This window comes from Caulobacter sp. BE264 (assembly GCF_031457805.1).
In the GTDB taxonomy this organism is placed as follows: Bacteria; Pseudomonadota; Alphaproteobacteria; order Caulobacterales; family Caulobacteraceae; genus Caulobacter.
The window spans coordinates 362,148-379,975 of record NZ_JAVDXI010000003.1 but is presented as its reverse complement, the minus strand read 5'-3'; the positions used below and the strand labels follow the sequence as shown (position 1 = coordinate 379,975).

The following is a 17,828-nucleotide window of genomic DNA, read 5'->3' as shown; positions in this document are numbered from 1 at the left end:
TCGGATCATCTAGTGGCGGAACACTCGCACACCCGTGAAGGCCATTGTAAGGCCAAGCTTATCGGCCGCCTCGATGACCTCAGGATCGCGCATCGAACCGCCCGGCTGGATGATCGCCGTCGCGCCGGCCTCCGCCGCCTGGATCAGGCCATCCGCGAACGGGAAGAAGGCTTCCGAGGCGCAGGCGCAGCCTTTCAGATCAAGACCGAAGTCGGCGGCGCGCAGGGCCGCGATCCGGGCGCTGTCCTTGCGGTTCATCTGGCCGGCCCCGACCCCCAGGGTCTGGCCGGCGCGGGCGTAGACGATGGCGTTCGACTTGACGTGCTTGCCGACGGTGAAGGCGAACAGCATGTCGCGCACCTCCTCGTCGCTCGGCTGGCGCTTCGTCACGATCTTCAGGTCGCTGGCCTTGATGCGGGCGTCGTCACGCGATTGCACCAGGAAGCCGCCGGCCACGCTCTTGAAGGTGTCGCCGGTCGACAGCGGGTCGGGCAGGCCGCCGGTGACCAAGAGGCGCAGGTTCTTCTTGGCGGCGAAGACGGCGATGGCGTCGTCGTCGGCCTCAGGGGCGATCACCACCTCGGTGAAGATCTCGACCATGGCTTCGGCCGCCTCGCGGGTCAGGCGCGAATTGACCGCCACGATGCCGCCGAAGGCCGAGGTCGGATCGCAGGCCAGGGCCCGCTCATAGGCCTCGCGCTGGGTCGAACCGACCGCGACGCCGCAGGGGTTGGCGTGCTTGATGATCGCCACCGCCGGGCCCTGGGCCGGATCGAACTCGGCGATCAGCTCGAAGGCCGCGTCGGTGTCGTTGATGTTGTTGTAGCTGAGTTCCTTGCCCTGCAGCTGCTTGGCGGTAGCCACGCCCGGACGCGGGTTGGGGAAGGTGTAGAAGGCCGCCTTCTGGTGCGGGTTCTCACCGTAGCGCATCGTCTGGCGCAGCTCGCCGGCGATGCTCTTGCGGGCCGGGAAGTCCTGGCCCAGCGCCTGCGCGAACCAGGCCGAGATCGCCGCGTCATAGGCCGCCGTTCTGGCGTAGGCGCGGGCCGCGAGCTGCTGGCGCAGCGCCAGGGTCGTTCCGCCGGCCTCCAGGGCGTCCAGAACCTCGGCGAGGTCGGAAGGATCCGTACAGACCGCGACATAGCCGTGGTTCTTGGCCGCCGAGCGGATCATGGCCGGGCCGCCGATGTCGATGTTCTCGACGCATTCGGCGTAGCTGCCGCCCTTCGCGACGGTCGCTTCGAACGGATAGAGGTTCACATACAGGATATCGATGCCGCCGATGCCATGGTCGGCCATGGCCTGGGCGTGATCGGCCGCGTCGCGCACGCCCAGCAGACCGCCATGGACGATGGGGTGAAGGGTCTTCACCCGGCCGTCCATCATCTCAGGGAAGCCCGTCAGGTCCGAGACGTCCTTGACCGGGATCCCGGCGGCGGCGATCGCAGCCTTGGTGCCGCCGGTCGACACCAGCTCAACGCCGGCGGCGTGCAGGGTCTGGGCGGCCTCGACCAGACCGGTCTTGTCGGAGACCGACAGCAGGGCGCGCTTGGGAGCGACGAGGTCGGGGGCGGACGGATAGTCGGGGGCGGCGGGCACGGCGGACTCCTCTGGTGTGGTTCAGAAAGGGAGCCCAGGCGCGCGGCATATGATGTCCACGCTCCCCGATGGTTCCCCATCACTAGCGCCAGTCACGCGAACGCGGCGGAAAATACGGGGGCGGGCGGGGGAGTCAATGACGGCGACCGATAGAGCCCTCCCTTACCCTGGGGGGCAAACAATCCTCCCCCTCGCGGGGGAGGATTTGGGGCGTGCGTCCGCCGCTTCACGCGGCGTGACCGCTGAAGGCTCATGGGGAGGCGACGGAGCGGCCGGGCGAACCCGGAGACCGTGAGTGTGTTTTGCGTTTCGGCTCGACAGTCCGCTCCGCCAGGTTGTTCTTGCCCGTGAGGATGGGGGGCGTGAGCGTCTTTCAGCTCGGGACCCCAGGAGCCCCCGGACGGGCGCGGACCAACTGGAGCGGCTACATCCGTGTCCAGCCCGACGATCCACGATAGGCGGCTTGTACGATCACCGCCCTGTCGCTCCGCCTCCGACGTGATCCCAAGCGGCCCGGCCCCTCGTGCGCGCTCCTAAAGAGTAAGCCGCACGACCAGACCAAACCTCCCGGGCGCCGAACGCGGCCCCGCTCAACCTAGCCCCGCCGCCGTATTGGGCCGGATCCATACGCCCTCCCCCGCGACAGGGATGCATTGAGTATGGAGCGGGTTTTGACGCCGGGGATAAGTTGGCGCGTAAAAGTTAGAAGTGGTTGATTTTGCTAGCTTCGGTTCCGCCAATTCCGAGCGTTCAAGCCCGCCAATCCCCGTAAAATCCTCCCCCAGCGGGGGAGGTGTCCGCGTAGCGGACGGAGGGGGAAGAGGCAGGGTTCGCAGAACTTCCCCCACCGGCGCTTCGCGCCGCCTCCCCCGCTAGGGGGAGGATTGCGTTATCGCAGATCCCATCCCCCGATGCGGAAGGAGACGAGCCCCTTATAAATTTCGTGAAATTGTCTCCTGCGCCCTATAGGACTTCAGAGGTCCAAACCTCGTTCAAACTCTGCCTGGTGACTTGATGCACGACCGCGCCGGCCTTCGCGCTCTTCCGGAAGATCTTGTCGATCTCGACGCGCTGATCAGCGCCTATTTCGAGATCCAGCCGGACGTCTCCAATTCCTCTCAGAAGGTGGTGTTCGGCACCTCGGGCCACCGGGGCTCGAGCCTGGACGGCGCGTTCAACGAGGCGCACATCCTGGCCGTCACCCAGGCGATCGTCGAATACCGCGCCCAGGGCGTGACCGGTCCGCTGTTCGTCGGCCGCGACACCCATGGGCTGTCCGAACCCGCTTGGCGCTCGGTGCTGGAAGTCCTGGCCGGCAATGGCGTCGAGGCTTTGGTCGACGCCCAGGATGGCTTCACCCCGACGCCGGCGGTGTCGCACGCCATCCTGACCCACAACCGCCAGGGCGGGCGCCAGGCCGACGGCCTGCTGCTGACCCCCTCGCACAACCCGCCGCGCGACGGCGGCATCAAGTACAATCCGCCGTCCGGCGGTCCGGCCGGTTCTGACGCCACCTCGGCCATCGCCGCCCGCGCCAATGAGCTGCTCGCCCATGGCCTGGCGGACGTGAAGCGCGTCCCGTTCGAGACCGCCCGCAAGGCCGTCGGCGCGTATGACTTCCTCGGCCGCTATGTCGACGACCTGCCGGCGGTGATCGACATCGCCGCGATCCGCGCGGCCAGGGTGCGGATCGGCGCCGACCCGCTGGGCGGCGCGGCCGTCGCCTATTGGGGCGCGATCGCCGAGCGCCACGGCCTGAACCTGACCGTAGTCAACGAGGCCGTCGATCCGCGCTGGGCGTTCATGCCGCTCGACACCGACGGCAAGATCCGGATGGACTGCTCGTCCTCGTCGGCCATGGCCAACCTGATCGGCATTATGAAGGGCGGCGGCGCCTATGACGTCGCCACCGGCAACGACGCCGACGCCGATCGCCACGGCATCGTCACCCCCGACGGCGGCCTGATGAACCCCAACCACTACCTGGCCGCCGCGATCTCGTACCTGTTCAGCCACCGTCCCGGCTGGGGCGCGGATACAGCGGTCGGCAAGACCCTGGTTTCGTCCTCGATGATCGACCGCGTCGTGGCGGGCCTAGGCCGTCGCCTGCTGGAGGTGCCGGTCGGCTTCAAGTACTTCGTGCCCGGCCTGCTGGACGGCTCGGTCGGCTTCGGCGGCGAAGAGTCGGCGGGCGCGGCCTTCCTGCGCCACGACGGCGGGGTGTGGACCACCGACAAGGACGGCATCCAGCTGGCCCTGCTGGCCGCCGAGATCCAGGCGGTGACGGGCCAGAGCGCCAGCCAGCTCTACGTCGGCCTGACCGAAAAGTACGGCGCGCCGGCCTATGCCCGCGTCGACGCCCCGGCCAGCCGCGAGGAGAAGGCGCGTCTTTCCAAGCTCAGCCCCAGCGACGTCTCGGCCAAGACCCTGGCCGGCGAGGCGATCACCGACATCCTCACCGCCGCCCCCGGCAATGGCGAGGCGATCGGCGGGCTGAAGGTCTGCACGAAGAACGCCTGGTTCGCCGCGCGCCCCTCGGGCACCGAGGACGTCTACAAGGTCTATGCGGAGTCGTTCCTGGGCCCCGATCACCTGAAACAGGTCCAGGCCGAGGCCCGCGAGGTGGTGGCGGGGGCGCTGAAGGGCTGAGGCCTCTCAAACTGTCGTCCTGTCATCCCGGCCAAGCGCGCAGCGCGTCGAGCCGGGACCACCGCAAGCGCCGCGCTTTCCGAGGTCCCGGATAGCCTCTGCGAGGCTTCCGGGATGACAGTTTCGGCTCCGCCCTAGCCCTGCGCCTTCGCACGGTTTATACGCCGCGCCATGTTTGAAGGCCTCTCCCCCCTCGCCCGTGACGCCCGCTCCTGGCCCTTCGAGCAGGCGCGCGCCACGATCGCCCGCGTCCTGCGCGTGCGCCTCCCCGACCGCGCCGACCAGGAGGCCGCCAAGGCGCTGATCGACGCCGGCAAGACCGACGAGGCGGTGAAAGCCTATCCGGCGCTGGCCAAGGCCGTGATCTTCGAGACCGGCTATGGGCCGTCGGGCCTGCCGCACCTGGGCACCTTCGGCGAGGTTGCGCGCACCACGATGGTGCGCAGCGCCTTCCGCGCCCTGACCGACGAGGCCATTCCGACCCGCCTGATCGCCTTCAGCGACGACATGGACGGCCTGCGCAAGGTTCCCGACAACATCGAGAACAAGCAGCCGCTGATCGAGGACCTGGGCAAGCCGCTGACCGTGGTCCGCGACCCGTTCGGCACCCACGACAGCTTCGGCGCCCACAACAACGCGCGTCTCCGCGCGTTCCTGGACGGTTTTGGCTTCGAGTACGAGTTCGTCTCGTCGACCGCGTGCTACAAGGGCGGCCTGTTCGACGCGACCCTGCTGACCGCGCTGGAGCGCTTCGACGCGATCCAGAAGGTCATGCTGCCGACCCTGGGCGAGGAGCGCCGCGCGACCTATTCGCCGTTCCTCCCGATCAGCCCGTCGACCGGCAAGGTGCTGCAGGTTCCGACCCTGGAGCGCAATGTCGAGAAGGGTACGATCGTCTTCGAGGACGAGGACGGCTCGAAGGTCGAGGTCCCGGTCACCGGCGGCCACGTGAAGATGCAGTGGAAGCCCGACTGGGCCATGCGCTGGACGGCGCTGGGCGTCGACTACGAGATGTCGGGCAAGGACCTGATCGACTCGGTCAAGGCCTCGGGCGCGATCTGCAAGGCGCTCGGCGGGGTTCCGCCGGAAGGTTTCAACTACGAGCTCTTCCTGGACGAGAACAACCAGAAGATCTCCAAGTCCAAGGGCAATGGCCTGTCGATGGAGGACTGGCTGCGGTACGGCGCGCCCGAGAGCCTGTCGTACTACATGTTCCAGAGCCCCAAGTCGGCCAAGAAGCTCTATTTCGACGTCATCCCCAAGGCCAGTGACGAGTACCTGCAGCAGCTGGACGCGTTCGGCCGCCAGGAGCCGGCCAAGCAGCTGGACAACCCGGTCTGGCACATCCACGGCGGCAAGCCGCCCGAGCAGGGTTCGCCGGTGTCTTTCAGCCTGATGCTGAATCTGGTTTCGGCCGCCGACGCCTCGACCAAGGAAATCCTCTGGGGCTTCCTGTCGCGCTACATCCCGGGCGCCTCGCCGGAAAGCCAGCCGCTGCTGGACCGCCTGGCCGGCTATGCGATCAACTACTACGAGGACTTCGTGAAGCCCTCGAAGGTGTTCCGCGCGCCCAGCGACCAGGAACGCGCCGCCATGCTGGACCTCTTGGCCAAGCTGAAGGCCATGCCGGCCGGGACGCAGGACGCCGAGCTGATCCAGAACGAGGTGTTCGAGGTGGGCAAGACCCACGGCTTCGACCCGCTGCGCGCCTGGTTCCAGGCCCTGTATGAAGTGCTGCTGGGTCAGAGCCAGGGCCCGCGCTTCGGCTCGTTCGCGGCGATCTTCGGGATCGACCGCACCGTCGCGCTGATCGAAGAGAAGCTGGGCTAGCGCCTCTCTCCTCACGGGAGGGGCGGCAAGATGCAGGTCGCCCCGGGTGAATCCCCGCGACCTGCGACACCATGTCCACGAGGATGAACGCCGCCTGACGCCGGGATTAAGGGTATGCCCATGTTTCGGGGTCTAGGCTGGAACCATCAGAACCAAGATTAGTCCTCAAGGTTTCGTCCCATGGCTTCGTTCACCCTGCGTCCGACCGACCGCGAAGAATTCGACTCCCTGCTCGGCGGGATCGTCCAGCAATTCCCCGACGCTCAGGTCGAGGCGGCGCACAATGACACCTGGAACTCCTATCGCGTGGACGTGTCGTGCGCCGATCCGGCCGCCGGCCCGCTGATCGCCTGGCTGCTGGACAGCCACGCCAGCTGCCCGCGCACCTGATCCTTCCGGATACGATTACCGTCTCGGGTCGGCCTACTGGCTGACCCAGACGATCCGCGCGATCCAGGCGACCTCGTCGCGTGACAGCAGGCGCTCGCCGCCCGCCCGATCCAGCGCCAGGAGCTCGATGCTCCGCGCGGTGACCCGGCCCAGCTCCCGCACCAGAACCTCGCCGCCGTGGGTGCGCGCCACGACGCGGTCGCCCTTGCGCGGCTCCAGCGTGGGGGAGACCAGCAGGCGGTCGCCATCGCGGTAGACCGGCGCCAGATCATCGCCCGTCACTTCCAGTGCGAAGAGGCCCTCGCCCAGGTCCGGAGCCGGCGCCTCGTCCCAACCCGCGCCGACGGGCATGCCCGCCTCATCGAAGAAGCCATCCTTGCCCGCCTGCGCCAGATCGATCAGCGGCGCGCCCCGCCGGCCGGGCGTACGGACCGGCGATCGCTCGGTCAGAGCGGCGAACTCCGAGAAGTTGACGCCGGTCGCCTCCAGAAGCTTGGAGAGGCTCTCGGTCGAGGGCCAGCGGGCGTGGCCCGTCTCGGCTGAACCGCGCTTGGAGCGGTTGAAGCTGGTGGGATCCAGGCCCGCCATCCTGGCCATGGCCGACGGCGTCATGTCGAAGCGCTCGGCCAGGGCGTCGATCGCGCGCCAGATTTCGCCGTGAGACAGGGTCGCCATCGGCTCCTCCTCCAATCGGCCTTCGGCGAGAAAATACGCCCGCCGGACTAGGAAAGTAAACCTATCGCCTGCGCGTTGATTGACGTTTACGTAAGCGTTGACGACGTCACAGGATCGGGTTTAGGGTGATCAACGATAACAAAGCGGCCCGGCCGCAGTAGCCAGGCCCTCTTCCTTGGGAGGTTTCCATCCATGGCCGACCTGCGACGCCCCGAGCGGACCTTCACGATCCGCCAGCTGTGCAACGAATTCAAAGCCACGCCCCGCGCTCTGCGCTTCTACGAGGACAAGGGGCTTCTGAACCCCGCCCGTGAAGGCCTGAACCGCGTCTATTCCCACAAGGACCGCGTCCGCCTGCAGCTGATCCTGCGCGGCAAGCGCGTAGGCCTGTCGCTGACCGAGATCCGCGAACTCCTCGATCTCTATGACGAGAACGACGAGGGCGCGGCGCAGATGGCCCGCTCGCTGAAGAAGTTCCGCGAACGCGCCACCGCCTTGGAGCAACAGCGCGACGACATCGACAACGCCCTGATCGAGCTGCGCGAGGCCTGCAACCGCCTCGAGCGCCGCCTCACCGAGATCCGCCCCGACCTGCTGCCCCGCGCGGCCGACTACGAGCAGGTGCTGCGCGCCCGCCTCGACGGCCACGCCGATGCGATGCTGGGCAAGTAGGGTCCTTATGCGCCGCTGACGCCGCTAACAAAGCGCGCAACGCGGCCGCCCGCCTTTCCTCCCCCCGATCCTAGCCAGGACCGTTCCATGACCTATCAGCCGCCCGTTCGCGATCACGCCTTCATCCTGCGCGACGTGCTCAATATCGACCAACACGGCGACCTGCCGGGCTTCTCCGACGCGCCGTTCGAGGTGGTCGAGCAGATCCTCGAGGCCGCCGCCCAGTTCACGGGCGAGGTGCTGGCGCCGCTGAACACGGTCGGCGACAAGACGGGCTGCAAGCTGGATCCGGTCACCAACACCGTCACCACGCCGCCGGGCTTCAAGGACGCCTACAAGCAGCTTTGCGAGGGCGGCTGGACCGCCATCGGTTCGGACCCCGCCTATGGCGGCCAAGGCCTGCCGCACGTCGTGAACCTGGCGTTCAGCGAGATGTCGAGCTCGGCCAACATGGCCTTCTCGATGTATCCCGGCCTGGCGCACGGCGCCTATTCGGCGATCCACACGGGCGGTTCGGACGAGCAGAAGCAGACCTACCTGCCCAAGATGGTGTCCGGCGAGTGGACCGGCACCATGAACCTGACCGAGCCGCATTGCGGAACGGACCTTGGCCTGCTGCGCACCAAGGCGGTCCCGCAGGCCGATGGCAGCTACAAGATCACCGGCCAGAAGATCTGGATCTCGGCCGGCGAGCACGACATGGCCGACAACATCGTCCACCTCGTGCTGGCTCGCATCGAGGGCGCGCCGGCCGGCGTGAAGGGCATCAGCCTGTTCATCGTGCCGAAGTTCATCCCGAACGCCGACGGCTCGGTGGGCCCTCGTAACGAGGGCGCCAAGTGCGTGGGCCTCGAAGAGAAGATGGGCATCCACGGCAACGCCACCTGCGTGATGCAGTATGACGAGGCCACGGGCTATCTGATCGGCGAGGAGAACTCGGGCCTCAAGATCATGTTCGTCATGATGAACGAGGCGCGCCTCGGCGTGGGCATGCAGGGCGTCGCCCAGGGCGAAGCGGCCTATCAGGCCGCCGTCGCCTTCGCCAAGGATCGCCTGCAAGGCCGCTCGCTGACGGGCCCGAAGAACGCCGACGGCCCGGCCGACCCGATCATCGTCCACCCGGACGTGCGTCGCATGCTGCTGGAGAGCAAGGCCCTGATCGAGGGCGGCCGCGCCTTCCTGTTCTGGACCGCCCTGCACGGCGACCTCTCGCACGTCCACCCCGACGCGGCGGTCCGTGAGAAGTCTTCGGACTATATGGGCCTGATGACGCCGGTGCTGAAAGGCTACCTGACCGACAAGGGCTTCCAGGTCTGCTCGAACGCCGTGCAGGTGCATGGCGGCAGCGGTTTCACCGAGCACTTCCCGGTCAGCCAGTTCATGCGCGACTGCCGCATCGCCCTGATCTACGAGGGCACCAACGGCGTGCAGGCCCTGGACCTGGTCGGCCGCAAGCTGGCGGCCAAGGGCGGCCGCGCAGTCATGACCTTCTTCCAGGAAATCGATCAGTTCATCGGCGAGAACGATTCCGATGAGGCCCTGAAGCCCTTTATCGAAGCCCTGGGCGGCGTGAAGGCCCAGCTGCAGGACGGCACGATGTGGCTGATGCAGAACGGCCTGCAGAACCCCGACAACGCCGGCGCGGCCTCGACCGATTACATGCACCTCTTCGGCCTGACGGGCCTGGCCTATATGTGGGCGCTGATGGCCAAGGCCGCCAACGCTAAGATCGCGGCCGGCTCGTCCGACCCGTTCTATTCGACCAAGCTGACGACCGGTCGCTATTTCATCGAACGCATCTTGCCTGACGCTGCGTCGCATCTGGCCAAGCTGAAGACCGGTTCGGCGACCCTGATGGCGCTGCCTGCGGAGGCTTTCTGATCATGAGCGTGCTCAACGTTGAAAAGCCGGCCTTCATGGCCGAGGAAGACATCGCGATCTTCGAGGACGCGGTCGGCAAGTTCTTCGACGAGCACGCGCCTGAGGAAACCGTCGCCAAGTGGCGCAAGAGCCACTGCGTCGACCGCGACATGTGGACCAAGGCGGGGGAGGCGGGCTTGCTCGGCCTCTCCACGCCCGAGCAGTACGGCGGCGCCGGCGGCGACTACCGGCACGAGGTCGTGCTGATGGAGCAACTGGGCAAGAAGGGCGTCGACGGCTTCGGCGCCAGCCTGCACAACGCCATCGTCATGCCGTACATCGTCCACTACGGCACCGAGGAGCAGAAGCAGCGCTGGCTGCCCCGCATGGCCACGGGCGAGCTCGTTTCGGCGATCGCCATGACCGAGCCCGGCGCCGGCTCCGACCTGCAAGGCATCAAGACCACCGCCAAGAAGGTCGGCAACCAGTACGTCATCAACGGCTCCAAGACCTTCATCACCAACGGCCAGACCGCCAACCTGATCTGCGTGGTCGCCAAGACCGATCCGACCGGCGGCGCGCGCGGCACGTCCTTGATCTTCGTCGAGACCGACGGCGCCGAAGGTTTCGAGCGCGGCCGCAACCTCGACAAGCTGGGCCAGGAGGCCCAGGACACCTCGGAGCTGTTCTTCAACGAGGTGAAGGTCCCGACCGAGAACCTGCTGGGCACGGACGAGGGCCAGGGCTTCTTCCAGCTGATGAGCCAGCTGCCGCAGGAGCGCCTGAACATCGCCGTCCAGGGCATGGCGACCATTGAGCGGGCGCTGGAGCTGACCATCGCCTACGTCAAGGACCGCAAGGCCTTCGGCAAGGCGATCATCGACTTCCAGAACACCCAGTTCGTGCTGGCCGAGTGCAAGACCGAGGCGACCGTCGCCAAGGTCTTCGTCAACCACTGCATCGGCCAGCATCTGGAAGGCAAGCTCGATGCGGCCACCGCCTCGATGGCCAAGTACTGGGTCTCGGACCTGGAGAACAAGATCGTCGATCGCTGCTTGCAGCTGTTCGGCGGCTACGGCTTCATGAACGAGTATCCGATCGCCCGCATGTACAAGGACAGCCGCATCCAGCGCATCTACGGCGGCACCAACGAGATCATGAAACTCCTGATCGCGAGGACGCTATGATCGTATCGCTGCTGGCCGGCCTGCTGGCCGGCGCCGCAGGGGCCGAACCGCCGGCCGGCAATGACGCCCGCTCGGCCGTGGTCTGCGTGCGCGCCGCGCAAGGCCCGCGCCCGCTGACCTTTTCCGGTGAACTGGTCGGCAAGCGTCCGCAGCCGGGCGCGTTCAAGTTGCCGCTGCAGCCGCCCGGCAAGGACGTCTGCAACGTTCTGCTGCGGTCCAAGATCGCCGAGTGGCGGCTGGAAGTGACCACCTCGGGCTTCACGCCCTGCACGCTGCCGCCGCCCGAGTTCGGGTCGCGCCTCTACTACCGGGCCAAGGCCTCGGCCAGCGGCCTGAAGTGCGAGCCGATCGGAAAATATCCGATCGGCAACTGGAAACCCTAGGGCGTCCGGCCACCGGTCGCCTGACAAAGACACGAACAACGCTTCGCAGGAAGGAGCCATTCCATGGCTGACGCTTACATCTTCGACGCCGTGCGCACGCCGCGCGGCAAGGGCAAGAAGGACGGCTCGCTGCACGAGACCACCGCCCTGTCGCTGGCCACCCAGGTGCTGGAAGCCCTGCGCGACCGCAACGGCCTGGACACCAGCAAGGTCGACGACGTCGTGCTGGGCTGCGTCTCGCCGGTCGGCGAGCAAGGCAGCGACATCGCCCGCACCGCCGTCCTGACCGCCGACTACGCCGAGAGCGTCGCCGGCGTGCAGATCAACCGCTTCTGCGCCTCGGGCCTGGAAGCGGTGAACATGGCCGCGGCCAAGGTCGCCTCGGGCGAAGCGGGCCTCGCCATCGGCGGCGGCGTCGAGAGCATGAGCCGCGTGCCGATGGGCAGCGACGGCGGCGCCTGGCCGACCGACCCCTCCTCGGCCTTCAAGACCTATTTCGCCCCGCAGGGCGTGTCGGCCGACCTGATCGCCACCCTCTATGGCTTTTCCCGAGACGACGTCGACGCCTACGCCGTCGAAAGCCAGAAGCGCGCGGCGGCCGCCTGGGCCGACGGCCGCTTCAAGAAGTCGGTGATCCCGGTGAAAGACCAGCTGGGCCTGACCCTGCTGGACCATGACGAGACCGTGCGCGGCTCCACCACCATGCAGACCCTGGCCTCTCTGAACCCCTCGTTCACGGGCATGGGCGAGATGGCCTTCGACGCCGTCGTCACCCAGCGCTATCCGCAGGTGGAGCGCGTCAACCACGTGCACCACGCCGGCAACAGCTCGGGCATCGTCGACGGCGCCGCCGGCGTGCTGATCGGCACCAAGGAAATGGGCGAGGCGCTCGGCCTGAAGGCCCGCGCCAAGATCAAGGGCGCGGCCTCGATCGGCTCGGAGCCCTCGATCATGCTCACCGGTCCGGCCCTGGTCAGCGAAAAGCTGCTCAAGAAGCTGGGCATGGAGGTCAAGGACATCGACCTCTACGAACTGAACGAAGCCTTCGCCTCGGTCGTGCTGCGCATGATGCAGGCGCTGGATATCCCGCACGACAAGATGAACGTGAACGGCGGCGCCATCGCCATGGGCCACCCGCTCGGCGCCACCGGCGCGATGATCCTGGGCACCGTCCTCGACGAGCTGGAGCGCTCGGACAAGGAAACCGCCCTGATCACCCTGTGCGTCGGCGCCGGCATGGGCACCGCCACGGTCATCGAACGCGTCTGATTTAACCTGTCATCCCGGACGGCCCGAAGGGCCGATCCGGGACCTCGGAAAGCTCAGGCTTCCGGCGGTCCCGGCTCTCCGCTGCGCTACGGCCGGGATGACATCGAATTCTGAGGAAGAATCCCCATGGAAAACTTCAAGATCGAGGTCGATTCCGACGGCGTGGCCCTCGTCACCTTCGACGTGCCCGGCCGTTCGATGAACACCCTGACCGCTTCGGTCATCCGCGAGATCGGCGAGATCGTCGAGCGCATCAAGTCCGACGCCGAGATCAAGGGCGTCGTCATCACCTCGGGCAAGACGACGGGCTTCTGCGCCGGCGCCGACCTGGGCGAACTGGGCGGCAACGGCGGTCTGGGCGGCGGCGCTGGCGGTGAGGCCGGCCTGAAGGCCGCCTACGACGCCGGCTTCGCGCTGAACAAGGCCTTCCGCGCCCTGGAAACCTGCGGCAAGCCGGTCGCCGCCGCGATCAACGGCTTGGCGATGGGCGGCGGTCTCGAGATCGCGCTGGCCTGCCACTATCGCGTGGTCGCCGACAATCCGAAGATCCAGCTCGCTTTGCCGGAAGCCAAGGTCGGCCTGCTGCCGGGCGCAGGCGGCACCCAGCGCCTGCCGCGCCTGATGGGCGTGATGGCGGCTGCGCCTTACCTGCTGGAAGGCAAGTCGATGAAGCCGGCCGAGGCCCTGGCCAACAAGGTCGTGCACGAGGTCGTCCCGGTCGAGCAGGTCGTCGAGGCCGCCAAGACCTGGGTCAAGACCAAGGGCGACCCCGTCGCGCCGTGGGACAAGAAGGACTTCAAGCTGCCCGGCGGCGGTCCCTACACCCCGACCGGCGGCCAGGTGTTCATCATGGGCAACGCCATGCTGCGCAAGCAGACCTATGGCAACTATCCCGCCCAGCTGAACATCCTGAAGGCGGTCTATGAAGGCACGCAGGTGCCGTTCGACGCGGCCATCCGCATCGAGACCCGCTACTTCCTGAAGACGATGATGTCGCCGCAGGCCAAGGGCATGATCCGCACGCTGTTCCTCTCCCTGCAGGAGCTGGGCAAGGGTTCGGGCCGTCCGGCCAACGTTCCGCCGTCGGAAGCCAAGAAGGTCGCCGTGCTGGGCGCGGGCATGATGGGCGCGGGCATCGCCTATGTCCAAGCCATGGCCGGCATCGAGACCGTGCTGATCGACCAGAGCCAGGAAGCCGCCGAGAAGGGCAAGGCCTACGCCGAGAACCTCCTCAAGAAGGCCGTCTCGCGCGGCAAGATGACTCAGGACAAGGCCGACAAGGTCCTCTCGCTGATCACCCCGACCACCGACTATGCGCACGTCAAGGGCAGCGACCTGGTCATCGAGGCCGTGTTCGAAAGCCGCGAGATCAAGGCCGACGTGACCCAGAAGGCCGAGGCCCAGCTGGCCGAGACCGCCATCTTCGGCTCCAACACCTCGACCCTGCCGATCACCGGCCTGGCCAAGGCGTCCGTTCGCCCGAAGAACTTCATCGGCATCCACTTCTTCTCGCCGGTCGACAAGATGGGCCTCGTTGAGATCATCATGGGCGAGGAGACGTCCGACGAGGCCCTGGCCAAGTCGATCGACTACGTCCTGAAGATCAAGAAGACCCCGATCGTCGTCAACGACAGCCGCGGCTTCTACACCTCGCGCTGCTTCGGCACCTTCGTGCAGGAAGGCCTCGAGATGCTGGCCGACGGCATCGCGCCGGCCATCATCGACAATGTCGGCCGCGCTACCGGCATGCCGCGCGGTCCGCTGGAGATGAACGACGACGTCGCTCTCGACCTTGGCTACAAGGTCACTCAGCAGACCAAGAAGGACCTCGGCGACAAGTTCGAGGACCGTCCGTTCGCCCCGGTCATCGAAAAGATGGTGGTCGAGCTGCAGCGCTACGGCCGCAAGAACGGCAAGGGCTTCTACGACTATCCGGAGAACGGTCCCAAGACCCTGTGGAAGGGCCTGTCGGACCTGATGCCGGTGAAGATCGCCGAAGCCGACCAGGCGCTAATCCAGGAGATCCGCACCCGCCTGCTGTACCGTCAGGCTGTCGAGGCCGCCCGCTGCTTCGAGGAAGGCGTGATCACCGATCCGCGTGAAGCCGACGTCGGCGCGATCCTGGGCTGGGGCTTCGCGCCCTGGACCGGCGGTCCGATCAGCCTGATCGACAGCGTCGGCGCCAAGGCCTTCGTCGAGGCCTGCGACGCGCTCGCCCAGAAGTACGGCAAGCGCTTCTCACCGCCCGCGCTGCTGCGTGAGATGGCCGAGAAGGGCGAGACCTTCTACGGCCGCTTCGGCGCCAAGGCGAAGACCGCGGCGTAAAGCGCCCCGCAAAGGTCGATGACGAAGGGCCCGGCGGAAACGCCGGGCCCTTTTTCGTCGGTCACGCCTTGCCGACGTCCATGCCCAGGGTGGGGCCGATCCCGTCCGGATGGTCGCCGAAGTAGTTCCGGCGCCGCTCTCGCAGCGCTTGTTCCAGCCGCTCGCGGAGCGCGTCGTCCAGCTGCAGCGCCGGCGCGTCTTGCGGATCGTCGCCGTCGACGAGCGGAATAGATGCCGAGATGACCTGGCTCAGGCGCTCACGAAACCGCGCATCATCGGCGCCGCCCGGTTCGGGCGGATGGGCGAGAAACGCCAACACGTCTTCAAGCGCAGTCTCGGCGTCGACAGGGTGAGCCATGCGAATCTCCTCGGAGATCCAAACGGCCCGCCGCCGGGCGCAGTTCCGGTTTCTAATGGGGAAGTGGTGCCGCCTAGGTGACTCGAACACCTGACCTACGCATTACGAATGCGCCGCTCTACCGGCTGAGCTAAGGCGGCCCACGGGCTCCGAAGCGGGCGCTTCAGAGCGAAGGGAGCGCCTATTTAGCGGCGCGCGAGCCACTTGCCAAGCGCCGTCTTGCACCAGAATTGCGACGGGGCGCCGGACCGCCTTCCGGGGGCTCTGGAACCGGGGGCGCGTCAAACACGCCAGGGTCGTCGGGAATGGGCAGCAGGGCGCCGCCGGTCTCGGCTGCGCGGATGAACGGCGTCGACTCCGCATAGGCCGACGGCAGCTCGGGCAAGTCGTTCATGGTCCGCTCGCGCCGCTCGTGGCGGGGGTGGATCAACTGGCCGGTCTCGGCGTAGCTGACGGCCAGGCGCGCCCAATCGTCGCGCTGATAGGCGAAGGCCTGCCCCTCGGGGTCGAGATCGGACCAGTCCGGCTCCTGCGGCGCGGCCGCGCCCCGCGCGATCCAGGCGCGCGCCTCGTCCGCGTCGCCATTGGCGGCGGCCACGCGCGCCATCAGGCCGGCGAAGCGGGCGGTGGGGGCCTCAGCGTCCAGCAGGCGGGCGGCGGCGCGGGCGGCGACCGGATCGCCGCCGATCAGAGCGCTTTCCACCCGCAGCAGGCGGCTTTCCCGCGCCTCGGGCTTGAGGGCGGCCAGGGCGGCCAGGCGCTGAGCGCGGGCCTTGGGCGTCTCGTTGGTCTTCAGGTCGCGATAGGCCAGCCAGAGCGCCGGATGCGGGTCAGCCTTCCAGGCGGTCTCGATCAGGCCGCTGGCCTTGGCGGTCTTGCCGTCTTCCGCCAGCAGGCGGGCGGCCATCACCACACCGGGCGCGAAGTCGGGCTTGAGCTTCACCGACTGGGTCGCAAAGTCCAGCGCCTGGGCGCGGGCCTTGGGGTCAGGGGCGTCGACGAGGCTGGCGGCCGAAGCGGCCAACAGCGCCGCCCGACTGCGTTCAGCAACGACCGGAGACACGATCTTGCGCTCCAGCGCGCCGCGGACGAGCTCCAGGGCCGCAGCCCAGTCGCCGGCTTCGAGACGGGCCTCCAGCAGCGCGCGCCAGGCCCAGCGCGCGGTCCGCGCCAGGCCATAGGCGGTCTCGGCGTGACGGATCGCGGCCAGGCGGTCGCCCTCGGCCTGCGCGGCGAGCATCAGGCCGCGAAGGCCGGCCAAACGCATCTCGGGAAAGCCGAGCATGGCGTTGTAGGCGCTCTTGGCGGCGCCGCGATCGCCAGCGGCCTCGGCCGCCTGCGCGGCCAGGACGCGGACCAGGGCCGGTGCGTCCTCCGCCAGTTCGGACGACTTCTGCGCCAGACGACGGGCCTCGGAGCCGTCGCCGGCCGCCACGGCCAGGAAGCCCCGTGAGAGCGCTTCGATCGCTTGCTTGCGCTTGGCCTCGGCCCGGGCCCGCGCCGCGCGGCGGGGGGCCTCGACGATCCAGATCACGCCGCGCCAAAGCAGGGTGAACATCAGCGCCGAGAACAGGGTCAGGAGCGCTGCGGCGGCGGCCGTCATCTCGACCCGCCAGCCCATCCACTCCATCGAGGCGCGGCCTGGCTCGCCGGTCAGGGCCAGAACGCTGACCGCGACGACGGCGACCAGGAAGAGAGAGAAGGCGACCCGGGTCATGGCGCGACCGGCGCGGAGGCGCGCGAGACCCGCGCCAGTTCGGCCAGGGCGTCGGCGCGGACAGCCGACACGTGGCGGTCGATCTCGATGCGCCGATTGGCGGCGACGAACCAGGGCGCAAGCACTTCACGCGACGAGTCGTTGAGCGGATCGAGCGCAGCGACCGCGCCCTCGACGTCGCCCTCGTCCAAAAGCGCCTGGGCCCGGGCCAGCATCGCATCGGGCGTCGAGCCCTTGGTCGAGCCCACATAGCGGATCGAAACGATGCTGGAGAGCGCGTAGCGAATCCGGGAGAAGAGGTCGGCCTCGACGCCGGGATTGCGCGCGGCGCTGGCGGCGCGGCCGGCCAGATTGCCGAACTGGGTGGCGAGGCCCGCGCGGGTAGGGGCGCCGGTGCGTGAAAGCGGTTCAAGGGCGCGCAGGTCAGGCGAGCCGGGCAGCACCCGCTGCAGACCCAGCAGTTCCGGACCAAACGGCCGCGAGGTTTCCGCCGCCTCGGCCAAGGTCGCGACGGCGAGCGCGGCGACGGCGGCGTCGGCCACGGTCTTCTGGCTGGCCTCAAGGGCGGTGATTCGGCCGTTGAGTCGTTCGACCTCGGCCTGCGCGGGCGCCGGCGCCAAAGACCCGGAGCTTTCCAGCGGGAGCGCCGTTCCCGCCGCCACCCGCTCGGGGATCGGGCTCGGGCTCGGCCTGGCCGAGACGGCCGCCTCGGGCGCAGCGGGCTTGGCCGAGAACCAGGAGGGCCCGAACCAGGCGACGCCGGCGCCGAGGGCGACGCAGACGAGACAGAGGAAGAGCCAGGCCCATACGCCCGGCCCCATCACCCGGCGGCGGGCGTAGAGCGCCGGATCGCTGGGCGCGGCGATTTCAACGGGATCGGCATCGGCGTTCATGGTCCATTCGTGCCCCACCCC

Annotated in this window: 14 protein-coding genes, 1 tRNA gene and 1 riboswitch; of the genes, 9 read left to right on the top strand and 6 right to left on the bottom strand. The window is 68.0% G+C overall.

Annotation, left to right across the window (positions count from 1 at the left end):
• Positions 1 to 9 precede the first annotated feature (9 nt).
• A complete protein-coding gene (gene purH, locus J2X45_RS10150) occupies positions 10 to 1,599 on the bottom strand; it encodes a bifunctional phosphoribosylaminoimidazolecarboxamide formyltransferase/IMP cyclohydrolase (protein ID WP_310214205.1) in 1,590 nt (529 codons plus the stop codon).
• A 25-nt stretch (positions 1,600 to 1,624) separates the two neighbouring features.
• Positions 1,625 to 1,705, bottom strand: a riboswitch (ZMP/ZTP riboswitch).
• Between the two features lie 905 nt (positions 1,706 to 2,610).
• Here purH and pgm point away from each other — a divergent pair.
• The 3 genes from pgm to J2X45_RS10125 all read left to right on the top strand — a co-directional run bounded on the left by pgm (position 2,611) and on the right by J2X45_RS10125 (position 6,468).
• Positions 2,611 to 4,248, top strand: a complete 1,638-nt coding sequence (pgm, locus tag J2X45_RS10135; protein WP_310214204.1) for a phosphoglucomutase (alpha-D-glucose-1,6-bisphosphate-dependent) — start codon at positions 2,611 to 2,613, stop codon at positions 4,246 to 4,248.
• A gap of 171 nt (positions 4,249 to 4,419) precedes the next feature.
• Positions 4,420 to 6,078 carry a lysine--tRNA ligase gene (locus tag J2X45_RS10130; RefSeq protein WP_310214202.1) on the top strand — a complete coding sequence of 553 codons (1,659 nt, stop codon included), beginning with the start codon at positions 4,420 to 4,422 and terminating at the stop codon, positions 6,076 to 6,078.
• Positions 6,079 to 6,258: 180 nt separating this feature from the next.
• Positions 6,259 to 6,468: a hypothetical protein gene (locus J2X45_RS10125; RefSeq protein ID WP_096052901.1), complete on the top strand. Its 210-nt coding sequence runs from the start codon at positions 6,259 to 6,261 to the stop codon at positions 6,466 to 6,468.
• Positions 6,469 to 6,501: 33 nt separating this feature from the next.
• Here the strand turns inward: J2X45_RS10125 and J2X45_RS10120 are convergent, their stop codons facing one another.
• Positions 6,502 to 7,143 (bottom strand): helix-turn-helix transcriptional regulator, encoded by a 642-nt coding sequence (locus J2X45_RS10120; RefSeq protein ID WP_310214200.1) that lies wholly within the window; start codon positions 7,141 to 7,143, stop codon positions 6,502 to 6,504.
• 192 nt (positions 7,144 to 7,335) lie between these two features.
• On the opposite strand from J2X45_RS10120, the gene J2X45_RS10115 reads away from it, so the two are divergent.
• From J2X45_RS10115 to J2X45_RS10085, 6 genes are all read left to right on the top strand, one after another.
• Positions 7,336 to 7,815, top strand: coding sequence for a MerR family DNA-binding transcriptional regulator (locus J2X45_RS10115; protein WP_310214198.1), 480 nt, complete (start codon positions 7,336 to 7,338; stop codon positions 7,813 to 7,815).
• An 87-nt stretch (positions 7,816 to 7,902) separates the two neighbouring features.
• Entirely contained in the window at positions 7,903 to 9,696 is a 1,794-nt protein-coding gene (locus J2X45_RS10110) for an acyl-CoA dehydrogenase C-terminal domain-containing protein (protein WP_310214195.1), read from the top strand.
• 2 nt (positions 9,697 to 9,698) lie between these two features.
• A complete protein-coding gene (locus tag J2X45_RS10105) occupies positions 9,699 to 10,862 on the top strand; it encodes an acyl-CoA dehydrogenase family protein (RefSeq protein ID WP_310214193.1) in 1,164 nt (387 codons plus the stop codon).
• Positions 10,859 to 11,245, top strand: a complete 387-nt coding sequence (locus J2X45_RS10100; RefSeq protein WP_310214192.1) for a hypothetical protein — start codon at positions 10,859 to 10,861, stop codon at positions 11,243 to 11,245. Before J2X45_RS10105 ends, J2X45_RS10100 begins: the two co-directional genes overlap by 4 nt.
• A 63-nt stretch (positions 11,246 to 11,308) precedes the next feature.
• On the top strand, positions 11,309 to 12,514 hold the full coding sequence (locus tag J2X45_RS10095) for an acetyl-CoA C-acetyltransferase (protein WP_310214191.1): 1,206 nt from the start codon (positions 11,309 to 11,311) through the stop codon (positions 12,512 to 12,514).
• A gap of 126 nt (positions 12,515 to 12,640) precedes the next feature.
• A complete protein-coding gene (locus tag J2X45_RS10085) occupies positions 12,641 to 14,839 on the top strand; it encodes a 3-hydroxyacyl-CoA dehydrogenase NAD-binding domain-containing protein (protein ID WP_310214189.1) in 2,199 nt (732 codons plus the stop codon).
• 61 nt (positions 14,840 to 14,900) lie between these two features.
• On the opposite strand, the gene J2X45_RS10080 is transcribed toward J2X45_RS10085, so the two are convergent.
• The 4 genes from J2X45_RS10080 to J2X45_RS10065 form a co-directional block, all read right to left on the bottom strand.
• Positions 14,901 to 15,197: a hypothetical protein gene (locus J2X45_RS10080; protein ID WP_310214186.1), complete on the bottom strand. Its 297-nt coding sequence runs from the start codon at positions 15,195 to 15,197 to the stop codon at positions 14,901 to 14,903.
• Positions 15,198 to 15,261: 64 nt separating this feature from the next.
• Positions 15,262 to 15,337, bottom strand: a tRNA-Thr gene (locus tag J2X45_RS10075).
• A gap of 41 nt (positions 15,338 to 15,378) precedes the next feature.
• Entirely contained in the window at positions 15,379 to 16,914 is a 1,536-nt protein-coding gene (locus J2X45_RS10070; RefSeq protein WP_310214184.1) for a heme biosynthesis HemY N-terminal domain-containing protein, read from the bottom strand.
• Positions 16,911 to 17,807 carry a hypothetical protein gene (locus J2X45_RS10065; RefSeq protein ID WP_310214183.1) on the bottom strand — a complete coding sequence of 299 codons (897 nt, stop codon included), beginning with the start codon at positions 17,805 to 17,807 and terminating at the stop codon, positions 16,911 to 16,913. The genes J2X45_RS10070 and J2X45_RS10065 overlap by 4 nt, the downstream gene beginning before the upstream one ends.
• Positions 17,808 to 17,828: the final 21 nt, after the last annotated feature.

Excerpts from the sequence above, each read along its gene's own strand:
- J2X45_RS10130 (WP_310214202.1), top strand. The coding sequence starts at position 4,420 with ATGTTTGAAGGCCTCTCCCCCCTCGCCCGTGACGCCCGCTCCTGGCCC.
- J2X45_RS10125 (WP_096052901.1), top strand. The coding sequence starts at position 6,259 with ATGGCTTCGTTCACCCTGCGTCCGACCGACCGCGAAGAATTCGACTCC.
- J2X45_RS10120 (WP_310214200.1), bottom strand. The coding sequence starts at position 7,143 with ATGGCGACCCTGTCTCACGGCGAAATCTGGCGCGCGATCGACGCCCTG.
- J2X45_RS10115 (WP_310214198.1), top strand. The coding sequence starts at position 7,336 with ATGGCCGACCTGCGACGCCCCGAGCGGACCTTCACGATCCGCCAGCTG.
- J2X45_RS10110 (WP_310214195.1), top strand. The coding sequence starts at position 7,903 with ATGACCTATCAGCCGCCCGTTCGCGATCACGCCTTCATCCTGCGCGAC.
- J2X45_RS10105 (WP_310214193.1), top strand. The coding sequence starts at position 9,699 with ATGAGCGTGCTCAACGTTGAAAAGCCGGCCTTCATGGCCGAGGAAGAC.
- J2X45_RS10100 (WP_310214192.1), top strand. The coding sequence starts at position 10,859 with ATGATCGTATCGCTGCTGGCCGGCCTGCTGGCCGGCGCCGCAGGGGCC.
- J2X45_RS10095 (WP_310214191.1), top strand. The coding sequence starts at position 11,309 with ATGGCTGACGCTTACATCTTCGACGCCGTGCGCACGCCGCGCGGCAAG.
- J2X45_RS10085 (WP_310214189.1), top strand. The coding sequence starts at position 12,641 with ATGGAAAACTTCAAGATCGAGGTCGATTCCGACGGCGTGGCCCTCGTC.
- J2X45_RS10080 (WP_310214186.1), bottom strand. The coding sequence starts at position 15,197 with ATGGCTCACCCTGTCGACGCCGAGACTGCGCTTGAAGACGTGTTGGCG.
- J2X45_RS10070 (WP_310214184.1), bottom strand. The coding sequence starts at position 16,914 with ATGACCCGGGTCGCCTTCTCTCTCTTCCTGGTCGCCGTCGTCGCGGTC.
- J2X45_RS10065 (WP_310214183.1), bottom strand. The coding sequence starts at position 17,807 with ATGAACGCCGATGCCGATCCCGTTGAAATCGCCGCGCCCAGCGATCCG.